Source organism: Leptolyngbya sp. FACHB-541 (assembly GCF_014695875.1).
Lineage (GTDB): Bacteria > Cyanobacteriota > Cyanobacteriia > Elainellales > Elainellaceae > JAAUTN01.
In genome coordinates this window covers 164,898-186,119 of the sequence record NZ_JACJPC010000141.1, presented here as the reverse complement: position 1 = coordinate 186,119, position 21,222 = coordinate 164,898, and the positions used below count along the sequence as shown (strand labels likewise).

Sequence of the window (21,222 nt, the reverse complement as noted above, 5' to 3'; positions counted from 1 at the left end):
TCAACCGTTTATCTTTTTCTGTTCAATCCAACCCTGGTTAGACGTGTTTGAGATTCCTGGTTTACACTCTGGCTTTGTGAGATTAATCCAGTGCATTAACCAGTTCTCAGGATAGCTTCCTCATCCTGTGCCTTATCGATTTTCCTCCGCCTAGAGTGATGAAAGAGGGCTAAAGTTGGTAGTGTTCTAGACCTGTGGATGTAGAGCAAAATAAGAAATAGCTCATTTTCCCCAATGCTACCAATGGTGTTAGAACCTGTTCATTGCCCAAGCTGTAATAGTACCAACATTGTCAAACACGGGAAATCAATTGAAGGGAAATAGCGATATAAGTGTCTAAACCCTGATTGTTCACGCTCCACCTTCATCCAGGAATACTCCTATCAAGGGTATTTGCCCGATGTCAAACAAAAGATTAGTGACATGGCAGTGAATGGCAGCGGCATCAGAGATACAGCACGAGTGCTCAAGATTAGCCCAACAAGGGTGATTGAAGAATTAAAAGAAAGATCGTTATCTTGAGCACGTCAATTAACCCCTCCTAGAACAAATGGAGAATGGCATAGAACCTGTGATGGTTGTGAAAGTTGATGAGGCTGAAATGGACGAGATGTAGAGCTTTGTGAGGTCCAAGAAGCAATAACGTTGGCTTTGGTCGGACCCTGATCATCGCACTGGTAAGATGCTTGCTTATGTGCTTGCGCTCCACGAAGATGATGCTTTGGTCAAACTCCAAGCCTTGTTGCAACCCTTTGGACTCACTCACTTTTACACAGATGCATGGGGAGCTTACTTACGATTGCTTGGTCGACAACAAACGGGAAGATGGCATTGGCGACAGAATAAGTTTGGCAAGGTGTGGGAACAAATGAAAGTAACCCTCGGTTAGTGACGAGTTACTTTAACTGGATCTGGCAGCATAGCCGCTTCAAAACCACTCCTGCTCAACGAGCAGGATTAATGACTCGGTCGTGGAATTGGCACGACATTACCACTTATCCTACATCAATTTAATGTGCTACCGACAATAGACTATATACCATTCACCACTAGTCCTAACAAACGAGCTTGAGTATTAGTCAAGCTTTCTAAAGCTTTATCAACTGCTGTTTTATCAGTCTTATTTAGCCGCACCACTAAAAGAAGGCTATCGATATAGGAGGCTAGCTGAAGAGTGTCTGCCAGTCCATTCAAAGGCGGAGCATCATAAATGATTAGATCAAAGGTGTTTTCTAGCTTGTTTGTCAGAGTACGCATCTTATTCGAGGCGAGTATCTGAACTGGATCAAGGGCCGCTTCACCACTTGGTAAAACATGGAGGGAAAGTTCTGAAAGAGGCTGCTGAATCACTTCTTGAAGAGATAAATCTGAGGAAAAAAGTTCACTTAGACCTTTCGCTTCTGTAAGCCCAAGACGAGTTTGAATCTGCGATCGCCTCAAATCCGCATCGACTAATAGAACTCGCTGCCCCATTGATGCGGCGGTTTGGGCTAGGTACCACGCAACTGTAGATTTCCCATCGCTTGCTTGAGCTGAGGTAATCATAACGGTTTGAATGGGTCGCTCAGATTGCTTAGTCTGCATCATCTGCAGATTTGTTCTAAGCAGCTTGAATGCTTCCTCAAACTCAAAAACATCATAGTCATCTGGCTCTGATAGGAAGGGCAGATTGCCACTGATACTCTTTTGGATAAGTTTGAATCTAGTTTTGATTTGTCGCCAGAACTTTTTCTTGCGCCGCGATTTAATTCTGTATTCAACTCCTAAAAGCTCGTATTGAAGTGGAATAGTGGCAAGAACCGGTAGCTTGAATTTGCGGCTAAGTGCATCAGCAGTGTGGAAAGTCTTGTCTAATTTCTCCAGTAAAAAAGCAGCACCTAGTCCTAGCGCGAGGCTGGCGACAGTGCCAATGGCTAAACTGCGACTGGTGCTAGCACCAACACTGGTTGCAAACTCTGGTGGTGGCTCTACTAACTGCCAGGGAATTTCTTTTTGTGCTGCTTCTACCTGGAGTGTTTCCTGAACGGTTAAAAATCGATTCAGGCTTTCGGTTGCGATTTGAAGTTCTCGCTGCAAGTCGGTGTACTGACGCGAGAGTCCAGGAACTTGCTGAAATTGCTGATCTAAATTAGCTTGGGTGTCGGCGATCGCTTCCCGCTGCACTTCCAAAATTTGAATCTGGTTACTAATCTCAGCCGTTCTTCCGCCAATGGTTCGACGCGCTTCATCACTCAGTAAATCGATTAAATTTGCTTGTTTTTCGCGCAACACGCGCATTGTTAAACTGTCGTCCTGAAAGCGGGTTCTCTCCAGCGCCATTTCTGTCTCTAGCTGTCGCAACTGGGAGACGATTTGCTGATAGGTCGGAGAACTGTTGAGAGTAGCGATCGCTCCTGTTTCCTCTTGCAGTCTTGAAAGTTCAGCGCGAGCCTGCTTTAGCTGCTGATCCAGGGTCAACTGCTGCTGGGCAAGCTGTTCAGTTTGAGACACGACTTGAGCCGCTTTACTATCAGGGTCAAGAAACTGGTTATCTTCGCGAAAGAATTGTAGTCTGCGTTGAAGTTCATCGACGCGCTCTTGTGCAGAGGTAAGCTGAGTTTCAACAAACTGAAGCCCTTGACGTAAGTTTGTTTGCCGTTCGTTCAAACTGTATGCCAGATAGTCCTCAGAGATTTGCTCAAGTACAGCCGGAACTTCGGTCGAGTTGCCGCTCTGATATTGCACCTGAATAATCTTTGTACCTTGAAGTTGCGTAATCGTCAGCCCTTGTACTAAAGCACCATAGGTCAAATTGGGATAGAAGGGACGCAACTCTTCAACACTGCGACTGAGCAAGCCAGGACTCCGTAACACCTGAATTTGAGTATCGTAGTCTAGCTCAGATCCCCTGTTGTTGCTGGAGTTATTGATGTTGGAGAGTTCAGCATTGACATTATTGACGGGTTCGACGAGTAGACGAAATTGACCTACGTATTCTGGTTGCTGCTTCAAGCTTGAGGTTACAAAATAGGTCATACTTATTAAGCCGACCCCCGCGATTACCCACCATCGCCGCCGCGCCATTTCCCAAATATTAATCGAATCTTCGGAAGTACCTGGAACTTGAGTCATCATTGAGCTGCGGGCCAGTGCATTCTGTGGGACACGACCATTCCGACTAACTGCTAGTGGTTGAGATTCAGACTCTTTCATGGTAGACGTCATCCTTTATACAGAGCAGTCAATGATTGGGAAATGCCGAAAGATTCAGATAGATTGAACACAACACAAGACTTAGAACAAATCGAATACTGGCAGGATACGGAAAAGCGGCTCTAGAAGGTTGGAAGCCCCATCGGAAAAGCTAGCAAGCGATGAGCGGCCGACTAGAATCACATCGTTGTTAAATAGAATCGGATTATTTTCGGGATCAATACCTCGCTCCCAGTCCACTTCAATGCTGCGCTGAGTGAGTGTGCCGTTAGGGTTAATTCGAATCAGTTGAACAGTGTCTCGGGCCCGCCGATTGAACCCTCCAGCAGCTAGTAGCGCCTGATTCAAGGTTGTATTAGCAGGCAATTGTAATGATCCGGGGCTGGTTGCTTCCCCAGCAATGTTGACGCGAATGTTACTGGGCGCAACGCTGGAACTCGTTAACCTTGCCGTCTCTTCGGGAGTCATTGCATCTGCTTTGGCAAGGGTAATGCGATCGCCCGTCTGCAAGATCAAATCCTGGCTTAAGTCTCCCGTCAAGACTAGCTGCCAAAGATCCAAACTTGTCGTTTGAACCGTACCATTTCGGGCTGTCCGCTGCACCTCTATATTTTGCAAATTGGCTTCGGGCGTAATTCCACCTGCTGCTTGAATCGCTTGAGTGAGAGTGGCACGATTTCCTGCAGCGCTGTCTAATCGGTAAGCACCGGGCCGCCCCACTTCGCCAACCACTGAAATGCTGATAGATTGAGGCGCGTTAGAGGCCAGGTTAGAAGCGGCAAGCTGCTCTGTTTCTGCCGCAGTCATGCTGGTGCTGGGTGGAATCACGATAGTATCTCCATCGCGCAGGTCCAGGTTCTGGCTTTGATCCCCTTCTTCTAGCAGCGCCCACAAATCAACCGTAACGGTCTGGGAAGTGCCACCCTGAACAATTCGCCTGACCTGAATTTGTCGCAAATCGGCAAGCTGAGTAGCACCTCCCGCTGCTTGAATAGCTTGGGCTACGCTGGGGGCTTGAGTATCGCCTGAAGCCATCACGTAAAATCCTGGCTGTCTGACCTCTCCGGAGACTCCAATCTGCAAAGGACGGGCTTGGGTCAAACTTACCGTGACGCGAATATTTCGCAGTTCGCGGCTGTAACTGGCAGCGATCGCTCTTTCTGCCTCGGCCAGGGTTAGCCCCGTTACAGGTACACCGCCAACGGCTGGCATATTTACCGTTCCATCGGCTAGAACCTGCTGTGGTCCGCTATATTCAGGCACGTTGAAAAAATTCACCTGAATCGAATCTCCTGGACCTAACCGATAAGATGGGTTGATTGCAGTGGCAGGTAATGAACTAACCCCTGCTTGAGGAGCCTGTGCAGGTGTCGCTGCCAGAATTGCTGACTCTGTGGTGTTTCGGCTTGAACGGCTTTGGGTAGTTGACCGTGTGCTAAAAGTAACAGTCCGTAAAGCAGCAAATAGTGGTGCAGGTCTTGCATCACTATTTGCTTCAGCCGTTGAATCATTTGTAACTCTAGCTGAAGCAGGTGCCTCAGTCGGTTGTGTGGAGGGTGAAGCGGCTGAAGATGCTGTAGCCTGTCCGATATTGGTAAACGTTCCCTCGTCTAACCCTGCTGAACGGGCAATGATGCGATTCCAGGGAAGATTCAAGCGTTCTGGTGAAGAGATGTCCGCTTGTAACACTGGTGGAAAGGCGATCGCTCGGCCGAAAGCTGCGCGAGCGGGTTGCCTGCCGCGTAGTCTGGTGATTTGGGGCAATCGCTGCAATTGAGACACACCCAAGTCAGCTTCCCCTGTTGCTTGAGCTTTTTGAGTGCCTGTTGCCCCGCTCAGTAGCACAGGATGCTCGTCGCTCAGCATTTCTGGACGAGAAACACTAATAGATTGCGGCACCGAGGTTTGATTACTATCCTCCTTTAGATCCGTACTGATAGTAGGCAATACAGGTTGGGCAGGGACGCTGTCGTCTCCTACTGCATTTACAGCAAAGGTAAATAGAGCAGGGGGACAAGCAGCAATTGCCGAAAGCAGAACCAGGTCAGGAACACGCATCGATCAACCTGTAGGTAGCAACAAAATAGACACTGATACTTCCTACACACACTGGCAGGAAGTTCAGGAATCCTTTGGCTGTTTAGGCGTTCTCATGGAGAATCGCCTCTAGAACTTTATAAAGAACGAACTAGATGTAAAGTAGCAGTAAATTCTGACCGAAGTGCTTTGATATTTACAGAGAGGTACGTAGCATTACGTACATGGAACCCCGATTCAGTGCATCGCCACTTCTACCCACTTTCTGAATTGACGACAGGGGCTATTCCAATATCCCGCTTCGACCGATCGATTCAGGTGTATAAAGTAACCCGCAAGACAAGATCTCAACAATTGCATCACCCGTGAAACGAACATTCAAGAAGGCTTAACTAGAATGTCGATTTCATGCTCAGGTTAGTTCCTGACAACTCGTTAGAAACCTGCTCAGTCGTTCAATGAGTTAGTTCAATGAGTTCATCCTGTCTCGCTCAAGCAGGCTGTCTACTACAGGTTGCGTCAGCGCGGAACCCACACTAATTTGTTTGACTCGCTTTGCGGTTAAATGGTTCCCGATTCTCTTCAATTGCTGCAAGAGCCAGTTTCCTATATCTTCAGTCTGGCTCCAGCCCAAACAATTGAACTGTCCTGGCAAGTCCAACTTTAAAGCAATCCCAAATATTTGTGATCGCAATTGCATCAAAACAAACTCCAAGCAATTGCTGCCCTCCCTTTGTCATTCATTGAACCTTAAGGTCGCCATGCTATTGACCTCCTGTTTGCTGATGCTCCTAGTCATCAGCGCTACCTTCGTTGTCAGTTCCATTCCATTTGTGAATCGAATTGCCCTCAAGCATCGTATGTTTGATTTGCCCTCAAGTCGCAAGATGCATCAGCGCCCGATCGCCCGCTTAGGAGGTATTTCAATCTGCTTTGGTACGTTGCTTGCGCTGGGCGTCGTCTGGCTTTTTGCAGGTCAAGGCATTGTCTCTGCTGACCTGTTTAACAAAGTGGTCTGGGTGCTATTGGGAAGTTTTGCCTTTTTCCTGATTGGCTTGGCAGATGATCTCGTTAGTTTGTCTCCAGTTCTGCGTCTGGCGATGCAGACAAGTGTCGCAGGTTTGGTTTGGCTAGCAGATGTTCAAATTGATTTCATCACGCTGCCAGGAATTGGACTCATCCATTTAGGCTGGCTGAGTTTACCCATCACTATTCTATGGTTAACAGGAGTTGTTAATGCCATTAACTGGATTGATGGATTAGACGGACTCGCCTCTGGTGTTTCCTGCATTGCGGCATTGAGTGTTGCTGTAGTCTGTCTTTTTACCGGACAACACACAGTCGCACTGGTGATGTTTGCTTTGGCGGGTAGCCTGATCGGATTCCTTTATCACAATTTCAATCCCGCTCGGATTTTTATGGGTGATGGTGGGTCCTATTTCATCGGTTTTTTGTTGGCTGGAATGAGTATTGTGGGACTAGTCAAAAGTGCTGCAATCACTGCAATTGTGCTGCCATTCCTGATTCTGGCGGTGCCAATTGTGGATATGGTCTCAGTCATCTTGGGGCGGCTTAAGGATGGACAGTCACCTATGAGTGCTGACAAGCGGCACTTACACCATCGTTTACTCAAGTTTGGTTTACCGCATCGATTCACAGTGATATTTATCTACACTCTGGCGCTGTGGACAGGCAGCCTTGCGATCGCCCTGGCTGGCATTCCTAACGGTATGTTTGGAGTCATTGGCGCAACGGCGTTACTGGGTTGTAGCTCCTGGCGTGCCTGGACTCTCGCTCAACAGAGCTAAACAAATTTCCTAGAAATTGCCAATTTTTTTTCGTGGGGTTCATCTTGCCACTGTGTTTTCTCCTGCCTTTGCAAGGAAACGCTCACCTCTAACCCCCAAGCAAAAAGTGAATTGATTGTCATGAATATCAGCGACTGGCTCAAGAAGAATCCTAACGTTGAACCTGGTTTCATCAGCCCCCAAACAACTGAACTGGTGCAAACCAGAAACCGCCCCAAGATTTCTGTGGTGAATCAATTTTTTCCCCCTGACTACGCCCCAACGGGGCAACTGATTGAGGAATTGGTGAAACAGCTTGATCGACAGGGAGCGGAAGTAGAAGTCTTTACTGGGCAACCAGGATATGCTTTTCAAGCTACAAAAGCGCCTGCGTTTGAAAAGCTAGGACGAGTAGAGGTAAAGCGATCGCGCACCTCACAACTGTTCCCCTATCGGATTCGTGGAAAAGCGCTCAACGGCATTCTATTTAGCATTCGCACCTTCCTCTATTTGCTAAACCCTCGCCGTCACAACAACATTGTTTTACTTACCAGCGCACCCCCTTTCTTACCTATTCTCGGCTATCTAGCTAGTCTGCTATTTGGCATTTCTTATGTATGTCTGATTTACGATCTGTATCCAGACATTGCCATTGAACTGGGCGTGATTCCAGCAGATCATTGGTTGGCAAAAGTTTGGCAGGCGATCAATCGGCAGGTCTGGCAGCAATCCAAAGGCGTGATTGTCCTGAGTCCAGCGATGAAAGACCGCGTTACCAGTATTTGCCCAGAGGTAGAACACAAAGTTTCTGTAATTCATAGTTGGGCGAACCCCGACTGGATTACACCACTTCCCAAAGAGGACAACTGGTTTGCCCAAGAACATCAGCTTGTTGAGCCATTCACAGTGCTGTACTCTGGGAATATGGGACGCTGTCACGATGTTGATACCATTTTGTCAGCGGCGATTCACTTGCACGATGAGCCAGTTCGGTTTGTTTGCATCGGTGCAGGCGCAAAGCGAGAAGGACTGATGCAGCAGGTACAGGAGTTGGGTCTAGAGAACTTCACGTTTCTGCCCTATCAGGATCGTCACGTGTTGCCCTACTCACTAACCGCTTGTGACTTATCACTCGTTAGCGTTGCAGAAGGCATGGAAAGCCTGGTTGCTCCTAGCAAACTCTATTCAGCATTGTCTTCTGGTCGTCCCCTAGCGGTGATTTGTCCGCAGCACTCTTATCTCAATCAGCTTGTGTCAGAGGCAGGCTGCGGTGCAAGTTTTAACAATGGTGACGGTAAGGGGTTAGCTCAGTTCATCCGATTTCTGGTGAGCGATCGCCCCACCGCAGAGAAGATGGGCACAGCAGGTCGGAGCTACTTGCAGCAATCTTTTACACCAGAGGCGATCGCCAAACAGTACTTCAAAGTGCTGCGTCGCGCCGCTGCGTAAACAATTCCGCTACCAAGTCGCACTGGCTATGTTTAGGTTGCAACAACGCTTTTCTGGCAATCGTAAAGTCTCAGTAAATTAGCAGTGCGATCGATTGACTAAGTAGCGGATTTTACTAGAATTCAGGTAAGGAAATTATTAGCCTTCATAATTTCCGTTCAGGTTTATCAGGGATCAAACGCTTCTACTACATTGATTGGTGCTTCTGCCAGGCTACCGAGACACGCACACAAATTACTACTGTGGCGCTGTTAGCCTGGACACGAAGGAAAAGGAACGTTAAACGCTAGCCCCCTTCGTTCACCTGAATAGAAGCTGTTAAGCCACTGCTTCTTCTATCGGTAGCCTACCAAGTTCAGTTCGACTCTTCTCAAACGGACACCTTTACACTTTGGTAGGAAACAATCATGAATTTCACAGCAATTAAACTAGGCGCAGCGATCGCAGCTATTGCAACTACTGCCACCATGATGACCAGCGCACCGGCTCAAGCTTTAACTGTAGGTGGCAATGTCAACTACAACCCTCGGCTGGCACTACCCACTACTCTCACTGTAGTCAATGAGTTTGCTAACAATGACACTCCAACTCAAGGATTCACGAATGTCTCCAGCCTCCTTGTCAACTCGTTAAATCTCAAGGCTGGCTCTTCAATCTCAGGCTACAATGCCAACTACGATCAGACTGTAGGATTCCTGTCCAATTTTACGTTTAATAACCAAGCTGCCCGACTCACTCTACTTAAAGGAGACCAAGTAATCCATAACATCCTGCAAGTTGGTCCTATCGAGTCTACTTCCACCATCAATGTTATCTTTTCTGCAATAATCGAAGGACTTGACGGTACTGATTTTGCTAGAGTGACAGGTGACTTTTCTGCAAATCAAACCTTTATCAGTGGAAATTCATCTTCAGCCTCTTTCGGTCTAAACATCACTGATGTTCAAAAAGTTCCTACTCCAGCCTTAGTGCCTGCTGCTATTGGCTTCGGTGCAGCAATGCTGCGGAAGCGCAAGGGTGAGCAGGACGAGAACGAGACGGCTGAAGCAAAGGCTTAATGCTGCAATCGCTCTTTCCTTATCATCCTGATTCTGAACTAGATGTTTGAAAAGATACAATGCATACTATCATTGACTGCTTTTCAAACATCTACTCAGGGATTTCTAGCAAGCTTTTGTAAGAGCAGATTTGGCACGAGTCCAAAAAACTAATGCTGAGATGTGCGACTTCTTAAACAAGTCACACATCTCAGCCCCCAAGTTCATGGACAAAGGGACTTGAGCGGAAGATCTAACTCCTTAAATCAGTGACATTAGGTTAAGGCTCTTTGTTCCACCGACGATGCGTCAGTTCCACATGAAACTCTGGCAAAATCTGCTCCTACTTCATTTCCATTTCTGGGTTACTTTTACCTCTGGTATTTTCTATGACTTCTATTCCTGCTTCCATGTCTGGTTCTGGTGCCTCTCGTCCTGAGCGGACGAGAGGCATTTGTCAAATTGTGGGTTTGGTTTGTTTGTTTGGCTTTGGGTTGAATATGCTAGTGCTGTTTTTGCCGCCTCAAATTGGTGATGCAGCATGGCGAATTGGTTTCTTGCAGCAGTTTGGCGATCGCAGCCTAGTCTTATTAATTGGAGCGGCACTCACCATTACAGGTAGCCTAGACAGCCGTCGCTGGCTGCGACAGCTTTCACTGTTTTGCCTGTTTCTAGGCGGAATTTATCTCATCACCTGTTTGCTAGTAGTCAAAGACACACTCAGTTTGCGACAGGTAGCCCTGAACAACATCAGCGCTCAAGAAACTCAGGTTCAAAACGAGATTCGCAATGCTCAATCAAATCCCGCAGCACTAGGGGAAAACATTACGTTAGAAGATTTGCAGCAAGCGTCTCAAACCCTTTCAGGACAGGCAACGATCGCCAAGCAAGCTGCCCAAACAACCGTGCTAAAAACAGGAATCACTAATGTGATTAACTTAGTTGCAGTCGGGCTAGGGCTAATCGGGCTGGGTCGCTATGGATTGTCCACACGCCAACGGTAATTGATTATGAAAGGGAAGACCCTACACACTGCGGAATTTTGGCTGTACAAAAGCCTGGAAACCTTTCATAGCCGCATGGTGACGCTGGGCTTGTTTGTTGGTGCCTGCTACCTGCCCCTCTGGTTAACCAAACTGGTAGTAGGGACACTACACGGCGGTGGCGCAATTTTTACTGCTGCCGCCCTGGTGCTGGGGCTTCATCGCCTGTGGCAGCAGCGGCAAGAGTTAGCAGGTCTGGAGGTGAATGAGGGCGATCGCACATTAGGTTATTTCCTCATCGGAATCAGCCTACTGCTGTTGCCCCTGGGCTTCTCAACCCTCTGGATTCAGCGGGTTGTATGGCTCCAAGCGTTTGCAGGCATTGCCCTAAGTTCTTGGGGAGCCACAGTGTTTGGACGTTACCCCATTCCCACTTTCCTGATTGTGCTGGGACTTTTTCCAGAACCCACTGCGGTTGGAGTGACGCTCTGGCAGACTTTTACTCCACCTCAGATGTTAGAAAGGTTAATGGCATGGAGCGGCACAATTGGCTTAAAAGCGATGGGTCAACCTGCTGTGCAGATTAATCCAGTCTCCATTGCACTCCCTGGAGGAGCCGTTGAAGTCAACTGGGGATGCAGCGGTTTTGATATGGCAACTGTGATGGCGATCGCAAGCCTTGTAGTCGGATTAGCCATTCGAGAATCGATTGCCAAAGTCACTCTCATGGTGGTTATTGGAATTGCTCTGGCACTCATCGCCAATATTCCTCGAATTATGCTGCTGGCACTTTCAGAAGCTTATTGGGGCAAGGGCGCGTTTGACTTCTGGCACGGTCCTTGGGGCGGGCAAATCTTTGCCGGAACAATTTTCACAATCTACTATTACGTCGTCATGGCAATTCGTAAAAATCGTGCTTTAAGTCGTTCACATTGACTAATTTTTGAGCAATCAATTTAATAGTTAATTTGAAAGTAATTGGCTTGAGAGCAAATAGCTTTAAGGAAGGACGAGTTTTGTTTAGTAGTCCTATTTCTTAAAGGATAGAGAATAATCGCATTTTCTAGAGGTTTTTCCCAGCAAGGCTTCCAGAACTACGCTTTTTTCTCTGCCCTTTACATAAATGCACTACCTTTTGTTTTTGGTGACTTAGACACCGCACATAAAAATCTTCTGGTTGACCTGTTACAGCGCAGTTTTTGAACAAAGGTGTTCAAAAGAATCTCGTAAATTTTTTGGAAAACTGGGAAAAAGTTCTTGATGTCTCACAAATTCACTGTAATAGTATTTGGATAAGTAAAAGGGCTGCATTTTGATGAGTTTGATCAGCAGTTTTTACGGAAATCAAGATAGGCTACAAACCTGCTAGCTGATGATCAAATTCAAGCTAAAACACCTGATTTCCTACAACTAAATGACGCAAGACTTGATTGCAGGAGTTGGGCTTCGATGGTCATTTGATCTCAGTCCCTCCACCGTAACCTTCTAATGTTCTTTGTTGATCGAGGGGAGGCCGAATTGCAGAAAAGGTGTGACCGAAATCGGAAGCGATCGAAGCGGCGGGCAATCTTCTGCCCGACTCACGAGTGTGTGCTGGATAGTGTGAGCCAAAAATATTCTTTGTTTGCAGACCGAGCAGGGCAGCTTCAGCAGCGAGGCATCAGCCGTCGTAACGCTCTCATGCTAGTAGCGGATCAGTCAGCCGTGATGCTGCCAGGTGAGTGGCTAGAAGCGTTTTGGTGTGCAGAATGTCAGGAGACTCGTTGGTATCATGTCCGCAAACAAGAAAGAGACAATTCCTCGCAGGTAACGACCTATCATTTGGCGATTGCCCCCCAGGAACTCTGGCAGCAGGTCACAGGCGTAATCCACCCCAACGGCAATCCCTCGGTCAGCGAGTTCACCCGCAAACAATCCCGAATGCTTCGCCATAATCGAATCAAAGACTTTAACTTTACGATTTAACCTCATGCCGATTAGCACCGTAAAACGGCTCAGAGCAGCTTTGAATACCCCTGCCTGTCGCTTGATTGTGGCGACTGCCTATCGAAACTGGTTGTTATTAGGATTCAACCTATCAACCAATTTATTCAGTGCTGTTTTGGAAGGCAGTACGTTAGGGGTAATTTATCTGGCTATCTCTGTACTTTCGGAAGGAGAGCAGAATTCACAGCTTCCTGCGGTTGTGGAGCGATCGCTGTTGATGATATCCCTACCTAATGAGCTCCTATTCCTGGTATTGCTGGGGGCAGCAGTAGTATTGCAAGCTCTTTTGGCTTTAAGTAACTATGGTAATAAAGTGAGTGCAGAGTATCTGTCAGCACGAGCGCAGCCCCAAGTGACGGGTCGAGTGTTCGAGCAAATTATGTCGTTTAGCTTTGCCTGCGCTAGCCACTACAAGATTGGCGATCTGGTGATGTTTGCGAACAATGCAGCACTGACTGTAAATAGGCAAATTCAGTACTTAAATAATTTAATTGTTAGTCTCACATTCAATATTGTTTACGCAGTAATTCTGGTTAGCCTATCACCTTTGTTAGCTCTGGTAGCGGTTGCTTTGGCTATTGTGATGGTCATTACTCAGCGACAGCTACTACCTCGTTTACGGGCTGCGGCACATCAATTGAACTCTGCTCAAGTAGAGCTAGCTAAGCGCATGACAGAGAATATTCAAGCTCTGAGATTGCTGCATACGTTTGGTACTCAGGAGCGAGCTATTGATGAGATAACGCTGGTATTGCAGGATATGCAGACTCAGCTACAGCAACGGGCACAAATATTTTATTTGCCAGAACCTATTCTGGACACATTGCCTATTCTCTCTCTGGCTATTCTGGCAGCACTTGCCTATAGCATGAGTAATACGCCGGAAGCAATTTTGCCACTGCTGGTAACCTTTCTACTGGCGTTGCAGCGGTTATCTGTCCGGTTGCGGGGAGTAGCTGGGGCATTTACTCAACTAGCAGACAATAGTGCCAATATGCAGCGCTTAAACAGTATTTTGGAAACTGGCGATAAGCAGTTTGCCTGGGTTGGAGGTGAACGGTTTGAATCATTGCAGACAGATGTTTGCTTTGAAGAGGTGAGCCTTTCTTACACCAACGATCAGTCGCTGGCATTGCAAAACTTGAATTTTAAAATTCCTAAAAATCAGGTCACGGCCCTAGTGGGACAGTCGGGGGCTGGAAAGTCTTCAATTGTGGATCTATTGATTGGGCTGTACCAGCCGAGTCTGGGACAAATCACTGTGAATGGAAAGAGCTTGCACAGCTTCAACCAGGCAAGCTGGCGGCAGCATATTGGGGTAGTCAGTCAAGATACATTTGTTTTCAATACCAGCATCTTGGAAAATCTGCGTTATGGTGCGCCAGAAGCAACGTTTGATGAGGTGGTAGAAGCAGCACAGGCAGCACAGGCACACCAGTTTATCCTGGATTTGCCGGATGAATATGACACGACGGTAGGAGAGCGAGGGTATCGGTTGTCTGGAGGTCAACGACAGCGGTTGGCACTCGCCAGAGCAATTTTGAAGCGTCCTGAGATTTTGATCCTGGATGAGGCAACCAGTGCATTAGATAGTGAGTCGGAGCGGCTGATTCAGCAAGCATTAGCGGAGTTTCAGCAGGATAGAACTGTGATTGTGATTGCTCATCGTTTATCGACAATCGTAGAAGCAGATCAAATTGTGGTGCTAGAAAAGGGACGACTCGTTGAAGCCGGAAATCACCAAGCACTAGTGAAGCAGCAGGGGCGTTACGCTTATTACTGGAATCTACAAACTCAAGAAGCAACAGTTTAATCAGCAGAAGAAGAATGAAACGTTATTTGAGTTCTAACTTGGAAATGATGCAAACCTCTTCTGAAAGGCGCTCAGCGATTAGCCAACTCAGCCGTTTAATGAAGGAGAAGCGTCCGTTTAGCTATTTACGAATGGGAGATGGCGAACTTCAATGGTTGCTTCGAGTACAACAAGGGCAGGAAATAAAGCAATGGTCTTATGTAAACCAGGGAACATCTGTAGATGAAGCCTTCGGTGTCAATGGATTAAAAAGAGAACAATATAAGCGACTCTTAGAAGCATATGAGCAATGCAGTTATATAGACTTATATGAAAGAGTACCTTACAATCAACAGAGTTTACCTGCACTGAAAATAAACTTTTCTTCTCATACTTATAAGGCAGCAGGAGAACTATCACACTTGATCTTTGAATGGACATACTTCGAGTTCGGGCAGTATGTCTCAAATCGAAAATGTTTATTTGCTTGTGCCGAATCACTCCTGCTGGAGCAACTTTATCTTGATCCTCGCTATCGCCAAATTGCTATAGATTTTTGGACAGATAGCGCTGCTCCAATATTTATGAGAATTCAGAATGATGGACGCTATTATTGGGATTGTTTGGATGAGATCAAGGAAAGTATTCGACAAGTAGTTATTAATCATCAAGTAGACACAGTATTTATCTCTTTGGGCACAGGAGCTAAAATTTTATGCTATGAATTAGCTGAAGAACTAGGGATCTGTACTTTTGATTTAGGTTCAGTTAGCCGAGCATTAGCTTATGCAGGTAGCCCGGGTTATCAAGCAGCTCGTGATTCTCATTTCCCCTTCCTTTTTCGAGTGCCATTTAACATCTACATGGAGGGATTAGAAAAAGCTTACCCGGAGATGAGTGTAGCAGATCTTCTTTCAAAGGCACATGCTCAGCTTTGTATAGACTTACAAAGGAAAATTATTGCCGGTAGTACCGCAACCGATGTTTGTGATAAAAACAGTTTTGATCCTAGTCCAGAAAACCTTCGATATTTTTGGGAAAGTTTTCAATACTACAAACAAAGGTATGTTCCTCTTGCAGAACAAGATAAACGAGCAAGAGAACTTATAAAAGATTTCAATCGATACCGAGTTGTTCAAGGTTTAGGAGTTGATGGATATATTTTCAAACAGCTTGTATCAATCAAGGGGATGCTTCGCAAAATCCTAAAGTTTGATTAGGTAACCTGATTGAAGGTTAACCACTTCCTAAACACCTCGATCGCTTACAACATGGCAGGAGCTAGTTTTAGTAACTAGAGCCGTACTACTTCGCTCTAACAGCACTAGCTCATCCTCAACAGAAATACAACTTAACTTCTGTCAATCATCTAGGATACCTTACTTCATAACTTAGACATCTTTCATAACCAGACATCGCTACCCTTTGTTCTAAAGTATGCAGTACTCATCAATCGCCTCTGCTACCAATCTTCCTCGAATTAGTATTATTACTCCTAGCTATAACCAAGGTCACTTTATTGAGGAAACTATTCGATCAGTTCTTGATCAGAATTATCCTAATTTGGAGTACATCATTATTGACGGCGGTAGTACTGATAACACCATAGAAATTATTAAAAAATACGAATCCCGTATTACCTACTGGGTGAGTGAAACTGATCGCGGTCAAACCCACGCCATCAACAAAGGAATTACCAAAGCAACTGGAGGGATTCTGGCATATTTAAATAGTGATGATTATTACTTACCAGGAACCCTATTTAAAGTCGCTGAACATTTTCGTCAGTTTCCCAAGACTGATTTACTGCATGGGCGCTGTCGATATGTGAATGAGCAGGGTGAAAAGATTGGAGAGCATCTCGGCAGTATCCAATCCTTTGAAGAAATTATTGACCTTTGGGGAGTCTGGTGGCAAGAGAGACAGTTTGTACAGCCGGAGGTCTTCTGGTCAAAGCGAATTACTGACCAAATCGGCCAATTCTGTGAGGACTTACACTATGTGATGGACTATGAATACTGGTGCAGAATACTACAAGCGGGTGGGGTAGTTGGTTGTCTAGATTCTGAATTGACCTGTTTTCGCTTCACTACCACTCAAAAATCTAACCATAGTGAGGCAGTTGCTGAAGAGTTATTGCAGGTTGTGCAACCTTGGCTATGGAGTCATCAAACTGCATTACCTCTGAGACACCGTTTGAGGCTACAGGGTCAATGGTTATATCAAGCTGTACTTATGAAGCAGATTGAGCGCTCGGTGCAGAGTGGCGATCGCAAAGTTCTACGTTGGCTAAAATCTGCTCTTACGCTCATTCAGCACCCAAAAATTCTCCTGGTTTCAGGGTTTCGAGAACGTGCTACTCAGTATTTCTCTCGCTTATTACCCAGTTAGTCAACTCACGATAAAGCTTATGTCGATCGGCTCCCTGGTTCTCAAATTTCAACAAAAGTACGAACACGGTTGGCAGACAGCCCATTTCCGCGATACTGTTCGTCCTCGCATCCTCAACACAAAACCGATCGCTCACACCCTCGATTACTCATGTGAAATTCACGTCCTCACCTACGAGCTAGACTGGCTGAATCTAATTTGGGCACTCAAAACTTTCTATTACTATTCAGGTCGCCACTACGCCCTCTGCATTCATGATGACGGGACTCTTACCACAGAGAATCGCGTTACTCTACAGCACCACTTTCCTAATGCCCGAATTATTGAGCGCCCCACTGCCGATCAGCATGTATTTGCTAAGTTAGCGAATTATCCTCGCTGTTTGGAGTTTCGTAAAACGAATCATCTCTCCCCTAAGGTGTTTGACTTTGCGGCTTATCTGGAGAGCGATCGCATGTTATTGCTCGACAGCGACGTTCTCTTTTTTGCAGAACCGACAGCATTACTCCAGCAGATTGAGGATTCTAACTATCGGCTCAATAGTGTCAATGGCGATGTTGAGAGTGCTTATACCGTTGATCCGGCGATCGTTCAGCAGAAGTTTGGGTTTGAGATGATCGAGCGATTTAACTCCGGCTTAGGATTAATTCATAAAGCCTCGCTCAACTTCAATTGGATTGAAGAATTTTTAGCCTTACCCAATATTCTGGGTCATTTCTGGCGAATTGAACAAACGCTATATACCTTGTGTAGCTGTCGTTTTGGAACCGAGCTATTGCCGCCTGAATATGATGTGCATCTTGAAGGCGACATCAACGGTGCGCCCAGTCGTCACTATGTTGGCAGAATTCGACACCTAATGTATGGCGAAGGAATTCGACATTTAACAAAGGCTGGTTTTCTCAAACATTTAAGTGCTTGATCCATCATCATTTGCTTCCTTACAATATGCAAGTTCTCATGATGCCGGATTATCGAATTGATAATCCTTACCAGACCCTCTTATCTAATGCATTGCAGCAGGAAGGAGTCACCGTTAAATTTCCTGTAGGATATCGCCGTGTATTGCCAATTTATAGAGCAATCAAAAACCTTCCTGAATCAACTAAAATTTTGCATTTACACTGGATCGATCCCTACATCAAAGGCAACAATATCTTTGTTAAATTTATCTATTGCATCAAATTCTTAGTCGATATTACATTGACCCAACTATCTGGTGTTAAAGTCGTTTGGACTGTTCACAATCTTGTCTCTCACAGCTCTAAATTTCCTCGTCTAGAGCTTTGGACACAACGAATGTTAGCAAACCGGGTCAATCGCGTTATCGTACATCATACGAGTGCTGTATATGAAGTTACTCAACAGTACAAATTCTCTTCCTCAAAAGTAGAAGTAATTCCTATCGGGCACTATCGCGATATTTATGAGGGGGCAATTTGCTCTATAGAAGCTCGACAGAAACTAGGCTTACCTGAATCTAGCAAAATTTATTTGAACTTAGGTATTTTGAAACCTTACAAGGGAATTGAACGGCTAGTCCAAACCTGGAAAGATAACCAAACGATTCTAAGTAACAACACATTGCTGATTGCGGGTAAAGCTCTAGACGATCGCTACGGTCGAACCCTTGTAGAGCAAGCTTCTGAGGCAGAAAGCATCATTCTTCAAAATATATTTGTGGAAGATGATCAGATTCATCTGTATTTTAGTGCAGCCGATGTTGTAGTGCTGCCATTTGAGCGCATTCTCACGACCAGTAGCCTGGTCTTAGCTATGTCCTACGGTAAACCCGTGATTGCCCCCCGATTAGGCAACATTCCTGAAACAGTTGGTGCAGCAGACCGGCTACTATACGACCCTAACGAAAAGCATGGCTTACTGCACGCAATTAAGGAAAGCACTCAAATTGATTTGGAAGCTTTGGGGCAACTCACCAACAAAATGTGCGATCGCTTGAATTGGGGGGCGATTGGACAGAAAACCGCCCAACTCTATCAAATAGCACTGTGAACATGCATCCTAAAGTTAGTATTCTCATCCCCTGCTACAATGCTGATCGCTGGATTGCTCAAGCTATTCAAAGTGCCCTCGATCAGACTTATCTTAACAAGGAAGTAATTGTCGTTGATGATGGCTCGACCGATCGCAGTTTAGAAATTATCAAGAGTTTTGGCGATCGCATTCGTTGGGAGTCCCAGCCCAATCGAGGTGGCAATGTCACCAGAAACCGATTGCTTGAATTAAGTACAGGAGAATGGATGCAGTACTTGGATGCTGATGATTATTTGTTACCCAACAAGGTTGAAAAACAGCTTCAATTCTTATCTGAAACTCAGCAAGCCGACGTAATTTATAGCCCTAGTATCTTCGAGTATTGGAACGGTGATCATTCAAGGCAAGAAGTTCTACTGATTCACGAACCGCACGATCCCTGGATTTTATTGGCTCGCTGGTATCTCCCTCAAACGGGTAGTCCCCTATGGAAGAAGCAGGCGATCCTGAATGTAGGAGGATGGAAGCCAGATCAATCCTGTTGTCAAGAACATGAATTATATCTGCGGTTGCTAAAAGCCGGAAAACAATTTAAACATTGTCCCGATGCAAGTTCGATTTATCGGCAATGGAGCGAATCAACGGTTTGTAAACGAGACAAATCAGAGACATTCCGTCAGCGGTTGGTAATCGAAGATGCAATTGAGCAGCACCTAAGAAACATAAACCAACTAACACCAGAACGTCTTCACGCTATCAACCAGGCTAGATTTGAATGTGCTCGAATGATTTGGCTCTTTAATCAACGCTGGGCAAACAAGATTATTACCACTATTAAAACCAGCGATCGCTACTTTGTACCTTCTGGAAGCGCTGCACCTCAAACCTATCGCTTTACTTACAAATTCTTTGGGTTTTCAATCGCTGAGAAAATTGCTGGATTGAAGCGATCGCTGACTCATCCTGCTACGGTATCAACAGTTCTTTAATTTCTTAGCTTTATCAAGTCATTCTCAGCCAAAGTCATTTCAATTATGACAACTCTATTACCCGTCTCGGCACTCGTGCCCACACGCAATCGAGCAGAACCATTTGCTAGAACGCTCAACAGCTTAGCTCAACAGTCTGCTCAACCGATGGAGATGATTGTAGTTGACGGGTCACAGGATGACAAGACAGAGCAACTTTGCCAGCAGTCTGTTTCTGGATTAGAAACCGAAATTCGCTACTACAGAGCAACTGCGCTCGGAGCTGCTACACAACGCAACCAAGCTTTCGCTCACGTATCTCAAGAGTTCATTTGGCTAATGGATGACGACATTCTGCTAGAACCTGAATGTTTAACTCGTTTGTGGAACGCCTTACAAAGTGATCCACTTATGGGCGGGGTTAACGCGATGATTACTAATCAACGCTACTTGCCACCTGGTCGCATCAGCCGTACCCTATTTCAATATCTGCACGGGCAAGCCGAATCTACCTATGCTGGGAAGTGCATAGGGCCGGCCCTCAATCTTTTACCCGAAGATGATCCCGATCTACCGGAAATTGTTCCTGTAGAATGGCTCAACACTACCTGCACACTGTACCGACGAGTTGCATTACCTAATCCCCTATTTCCATCTAATTTTGTGGGGTATTCCTTGATGGAAGACGTTACCCTCTCGCTAACGGTTGGGAAACAGTGGAAATTAGCCAATGCTCGCACTGCGCGAATCTTTCATGATAGCCAGCCCGGAGATCATAAAAATAGTCACTATGTGTTAGCAAAGATGGAATTGCTAAATCGTTATTTTGTAATGACCCAAGTTTTGGAGCGACAAACTTTAAAAGACCACCTTAAGTTAGCCGTGCTGCAATTGTTTGAACTGGTTGCTTTACTGCAAACCTTCAAGGGATGGCGATCGCTTCCATCAGTTCTAATTGGTAAAGCCGAAGGATTGCTCCAACTCTGGCAATCTGGACAGCTTAAAACCGTTGCTGAATCAGTCAAGTAATTCACCTGTTAGGTTTTGCTATGCATCGTGTCATTGAAGGAGCACATAGCCGATGGCGCAACATCTACTATCGCAGTCTTGGCGTAAAGCTTCACGGCTATGTATGGATGCGCCAAATTGAAGTTCCTCGCAATTTTGATGAAATTGAAATAGAGGCGGGAGCTTCGCTTGATCAGGGTGTCGTGCTTTTGTGCAGTGGTGAATCTCAGTCCCATCCAAAAATCTATATTGGAACTCAGACTTATATCAATCGCAATACTTTTTTGGATGCATCTCTATCAATCATCGTGGGTCGACAGTGTGCAATCGGTCCCAATTGCTACATTACTGACCATGATCATGGCTTGGAGGCAAACTTACCACCCCTGGAACAGCCACTCATTTCTAAACCAACTTGTATTAGCGATCGCGTCTGGCTTGGAGCTAACGTCACAATCTTGAAAGGAGTCACTATTGGGAATGATGCCGTAATTGGAGCTGGTAGTGTCGTTACCAAAGATATTCCAGAGAGAGCGATCGCTGTAGGAGTACCTGCAAAAGTGATTCGCCACCGTGATGGTAATGAATTATGAGCAG

Annotated in this window: 18 protein-coding genes and 2 pseudogenes; 18 read left to right on the top strand and 2 right to left on the bottom strand. The window is 45.8% G+C overall.

Annotated elements, in window-relative coordinates:
* Nucleotides 1-234 precede the first annotated feature (234 nt).
* From H6G00_RS35860 to H6G00_RS35045, 4 genes and pseudogenes are all read left to right on the top strand, one after another.
* Nucleotides 235-324: an IS1 family transposase gene (locus H6G00_RS35860; protein WP_199318824.1), complete on the top strand. Its 90-nt coding sequence runs from the start codon at nucleotides 235-237 to the stop codon at nucleotides 322-324.
* 99 nt (nucleotides 325-423) lie between these two features.
* Nucleotides 424-522 carry an IS1-like element transposase gene (locus tag H6G00_RS35855; RefSeq protein WP_242042617.1) on the top strand — a complete coding sequence of 33 codons (99 nt, stop codon included), beginning with the start codon at nucleotides 424-426 and terminating at the stop codon, nucleotides 520-522.
* Between the two features lie 160 nt (nucleotides 523-682).
* A pseudogene (locus H6G00_RS35850) lies at nucleotides 683-754 on the top strand (hypothetical protein); the annotation flags it as partial.
* Nucleotides 755-808: 54 nt separating this feature from the next.
* Nucleotides 809-1,014: pseudogene (locus tag H6G00_RS35045) on the top strand (IS1 family transposase); the annotation flags it as partial.
* An 18-nt stretch (nucleotides 1,015-1,032) separates the two neighbouring features.
* Here H6G00_RS35045 and H6G00_RS31645 read toward each other — a convergent pair.
* A complete protein-coding gene (locus H6G00_RS31645; RefSeq protein ID WP_190799764.1) occupies nucleotides 1,033-3,192 on the bottom strand; it encodes a polysaccharide biosynthesis tyrosine autokinase in 2,160 nt (719 codons plus the stop codon).
* Between the two features lie 81 nt (nucleotides 3,193-3,273).
* Nucleotides 3,274-5,250: an SLBB domain-containing protein gene (locus H6G00_RS31640; protein WP_242042616.1), complete on the bottom strand. Its 1,977-nt coding sequence runs from the start codon at nucleotides 5,248-5,250 to the stop codon at nucleotides 3,274-3,276.
* Nucleotides 5,251-5,990: 740 nt separating this feature from the next.
* Between H6G00_RS31640 and H6G00_RS31635 the strand changes: the two genes are divergently transcribed.
* The 14 genes from H6G00_RS31635 (at nucleotide 5,991) to H6G00_RS31570 (ending at nucleotide 21,218) form a co-directional block, all read left to right on the top strand.
* Nucleotides 5,991-7,037, top strand: a complete 1,047-nt coding sequence (locus tag H6G00_RS31635) for an MraY family glycosyltransferase (RefSeq protein ID WP_190799763.1) — start codon at nucleotides 5,991-5,993, stop codon at nucleotides 7,035-7,037.
* 120 nt (nucleotides 7,038-7,157) lie between these two features.
* Nucleotides 7,158-8,465 carry a glycosyltransferase family 4 protein gene (locus H6G00_RS31630; RefSeq protein ID WP_190799762.1) on the top strand — a complete coding sequence of 436 codons (1,308 nt, stop codon included), beginning with the start codon at nucleotides 7,158-7,160 and terminating at the stop codon, nucleotides 8,463-8,465.
* A 407-nt stretch (nucleotides 8,466-8,872) separates the two neighbouring features.
* The gene (locus tag H6G00_RS31625) at nucleotides 8,873-9,523 is read left to right on the top strand and encodes a PTPA-CTERM sorting domain-containing protein (protein ID WP_190799761.1); all 651 of its coding nucleotides are present in this window, start codon (nucleotides 8,873-8,875) and stop codon (nucleotides 9,521-9,523) included.
* 368 nt (nucleotides 9,524-9,891) lie between these two features.
* Nucleotides 9,892-10,506, top strand: a complete 615-nt coding sequence (locus H6G00_RS31620; RefSeq protein WP_190799760.1) for an HpsJ family protein — start codon at nucleotides 9,892-9,894, stop codon at nucleotides 10,504-10,506.
* A gap of 6 nt (nucleotides 10,507-10,512) precedes the next feature.
* Nucleotides 10,513-11,421: a cyanoexosortase C gene (crtC, locus tag H6G00_RS31615; protein WP_190799759.1), complete on the top strand. Its 909-nt coding sequence runs from the start codon at nucleotides 10,513-10,515 to the stop codon at nucleotides 11,419-11,421.
* Between the two features lie 582 nt (nucleotides 11,422-12,003).
* The gene (locus H6G00_RS31610) at nucleotides 12,004-12,450 is read left to right on the top strand and encodes a hypothetical protein (RefSeq protein WP_242042615.1); all 447 of its coding nucleotides are present in this window, start codon (nucleotides 12,004-12,006) and stop codon (nucleotides 12,448-12,450) included.
* 4 nt (nucleotides 12,451-12,454) lie between these two features.
* Nucleotides 12,455-14,284 carry an ABC transporter ATP-binding protein gene (locus tag H6G00_RS31605; protein WP_190799757.1) on the top strand — a complete coding sequence of 610 codons (1,830 nt, stop codon included), beginning with the start codon at nucleotides 12,455-12,457 and terminating at the stop codon, nucleotides 14,282-14,284.
* A 14-nt stretch (nucleotides 14,285-14,298) separates the two neighbouring features.
* The gene (locus H6G00_RS31600) at nucleotides 14,299-15,483 is read left to right on the top strand and encodes a hypothetical protein (protein ID WP_190799756.1); all 1,185 of its coding nucleotides are present in this window, start codon (nucleotides 14,299-14,301) and stop codon (nucleotides 15,481-15,483) included.
* Between the two features lie 217 nt (nucleotides 15,484-15,700).
* On the top strand, nucleotides 15,701-16,654 hold the full coding sequence (locus H6G00_RS31595; protein WP_190799755.1) for a glycosyltransferase family 2 protein: 954 nt from the start codon (nucleotides 15,701-15,703) through the stop codon (nucleotides 16,652-16,654).
* A 19-nt stretch (nucleotides 16,655-16,673) separates the two neighbouring features.
* Nucleotides 16,674-17,576 carry a hypothetical protein gene (locus tag H6G00_RS31590; RefSeq protein ID WP_190799754.1) on the top strand — a complete coding sequence of 301 codons (903 nt, stop codon included), beginning with the start codon at nucleotides 16,674-16,676 and terminating at the stop codon, nucleotides 17,574-17,576.
* Nucleotides 17,577-17,602: 26 nt separating this feature from the next.
* Nucleotides 17,603-18,667, top strand: coding sequence for a glycosyltransferase (locus H6G00_RS31585; protein ID WP_190799753.1), 1,065 nt, complete (start codon nucleotides 17,603-17,605; stop codon nucleotides 18,665-18,667).
* A 2-nt stretch (nucleotides 18,668-18,669) separates the two neighbouring features.
* Entirely contained in the window at nucleotides 18,670-19,638 is a 969-nt protein-coding gene (locus tag H6G00_RS31580) for a glycosyltransferase (RefSeq protein WP_190799752.1), read from the top strand.
* A 45-nt stretch (nucleotides 19,639-19,683) separates the two neighbouring features.
* A complete protein-coding gene (locus H6G00_RS31575; RefSeq protein WP_190799751.1) occupies nucleotides 19,684-20,646 on the top strand; it encodes a glycosyltransferase family 2 protein in 963 nt (320 codons plus the stop codon).
* Nucleotides 20,647-20,666: 20 nt separating this feature from the next.
* Nucleotides 20,667-21,218: an acyltransferase gene (locus H6G00_RS31570; protein ID WP_190799750.1), complete on the top strand. Its 552-nt coding sequence runs from the start codon at nucleotides 20,667-20,669 to the stop codon at nucleotides 21,216-21,218.
* Nucleotides 21,219-21,222 lie beyond the last annotated feature (4 nt).

Bases quoted from the DNA above. Each gene is read 5' to 3' on its own strand.
- H6G00_RS35860 (WP_199318824.1), top strand. From the start codon at position 235: ATGCTACCAATGGTGTTAGAACCTGTTCATTGCCCAAGCTGTAATAGT.
- H6G00_RS35855 (WP_242042617.1), top strand. From the start codon at position 424: ATGGCAGTGAATGGCAGCGGCATCAGAGATACAGCACGAGTGCTCAAG.
- H6G00_RS31645 (WP_190799764.1), bottom strand. From the start codon at position 3,192: ATGAAAGAGTCTGAATCTCAACCACTAGCAGTTAGTCGGAATGGTCGT.
- H6G00_RS31640 (WP_242042616.1), bottom strand. From the start codon at position 5,250: ATGCGTGTTCCTGACCTGGTTCTGCTTTCGGCAATTGCTGCTTGTCCC.
- H6G00_RS31635 (WP_190799763.1), top strand. From the start codon at position 5,991: ATGCTATTGACCTCCTGTTTGCTGATGCTCCTAGTCATCAGCGCTACC.
- H6G00_RS31630 (WP_190799762.1), top strand. From the start codon at position 7,158: ATGAATATCAGCGACTGGCTCAAGAAGAATCCTAACGTTGAACCTGGT.
- H6G00_RS31625 (WP_190799761.1), top strand. From the start codon at position 8,873: ATGAATTTCACAGCAATTAAACTAGGCGCAGCGATCGCAGCTATTGCA.
- H6G00_RS31620 (WP_190799760.1), top strand. From the start codon at position 9,892: ATGACTTCTATTCCTGCTTCCATGTCTGGTTCTGGTGCCTCTCGTCCT.
- crtC (WP_190799759.1), top strand. From the start codon at position 10,513: ATGAAAGGGAAGACCCTACACACTGCGGAATTTTGGCTGTACAAAAGC.
- H6G00_RS31605 (WP_190799757.1), top strand. From the start codon at position 12,455: ATGCCGATTAGCACCGTAAAACGGCTCAGAGCAGCTTTGAATACCCCT.
- H6G00_RS31600 (WP_190799756.1), top strand. From the start codon at position 14,299: ATGAAACGTTATTTGAGTTCTAACTTGGAAATGATGCAAACCTCTTCT.
- H6G00_RS31595 (WP_190799755.1), top strand. From the start codon at position 15,701: ATGCAGTACTCATCAATCGCCTCTGCTACCAATCTTCCTCGAATTAGT.
- H6G00_RS31590 (WP_190799754.1), top strand. From the start codon at position 16,674: ATGTCGATCGGCTCCCTGGTTCTCAAATTTCAACAAAAGTACGAACAC.
- H6G00_RS31585 (WP_190799753.1), top strand. From the start codon at position 17,603: ATGCAAGTTCTCATGATGCCGGATTATCGAATTGATAATCCTTACCAG.
- H6G00_RS31580 (WP_190799752.1), top strand. From the start codon at position 18,670: ATGCATCCTAAAGTTAGTATTCTCATCCCCTGCTACAATGCTGATCGC.
- H6G00_RS31575 (WP_190799751.1), top strand. From the start codon at position 19,684: ATGACAACTCTATTACCCGTCTCGGCACTCGTGCCCACACGCAATCGA.
- H6G00_RS31570 (WP_190799750.1), top strand. From the start codon at position 20,667: ATGCATCGTGTCATTGAAGGAGCACATAGCCGATGGCGCAACATCTAC.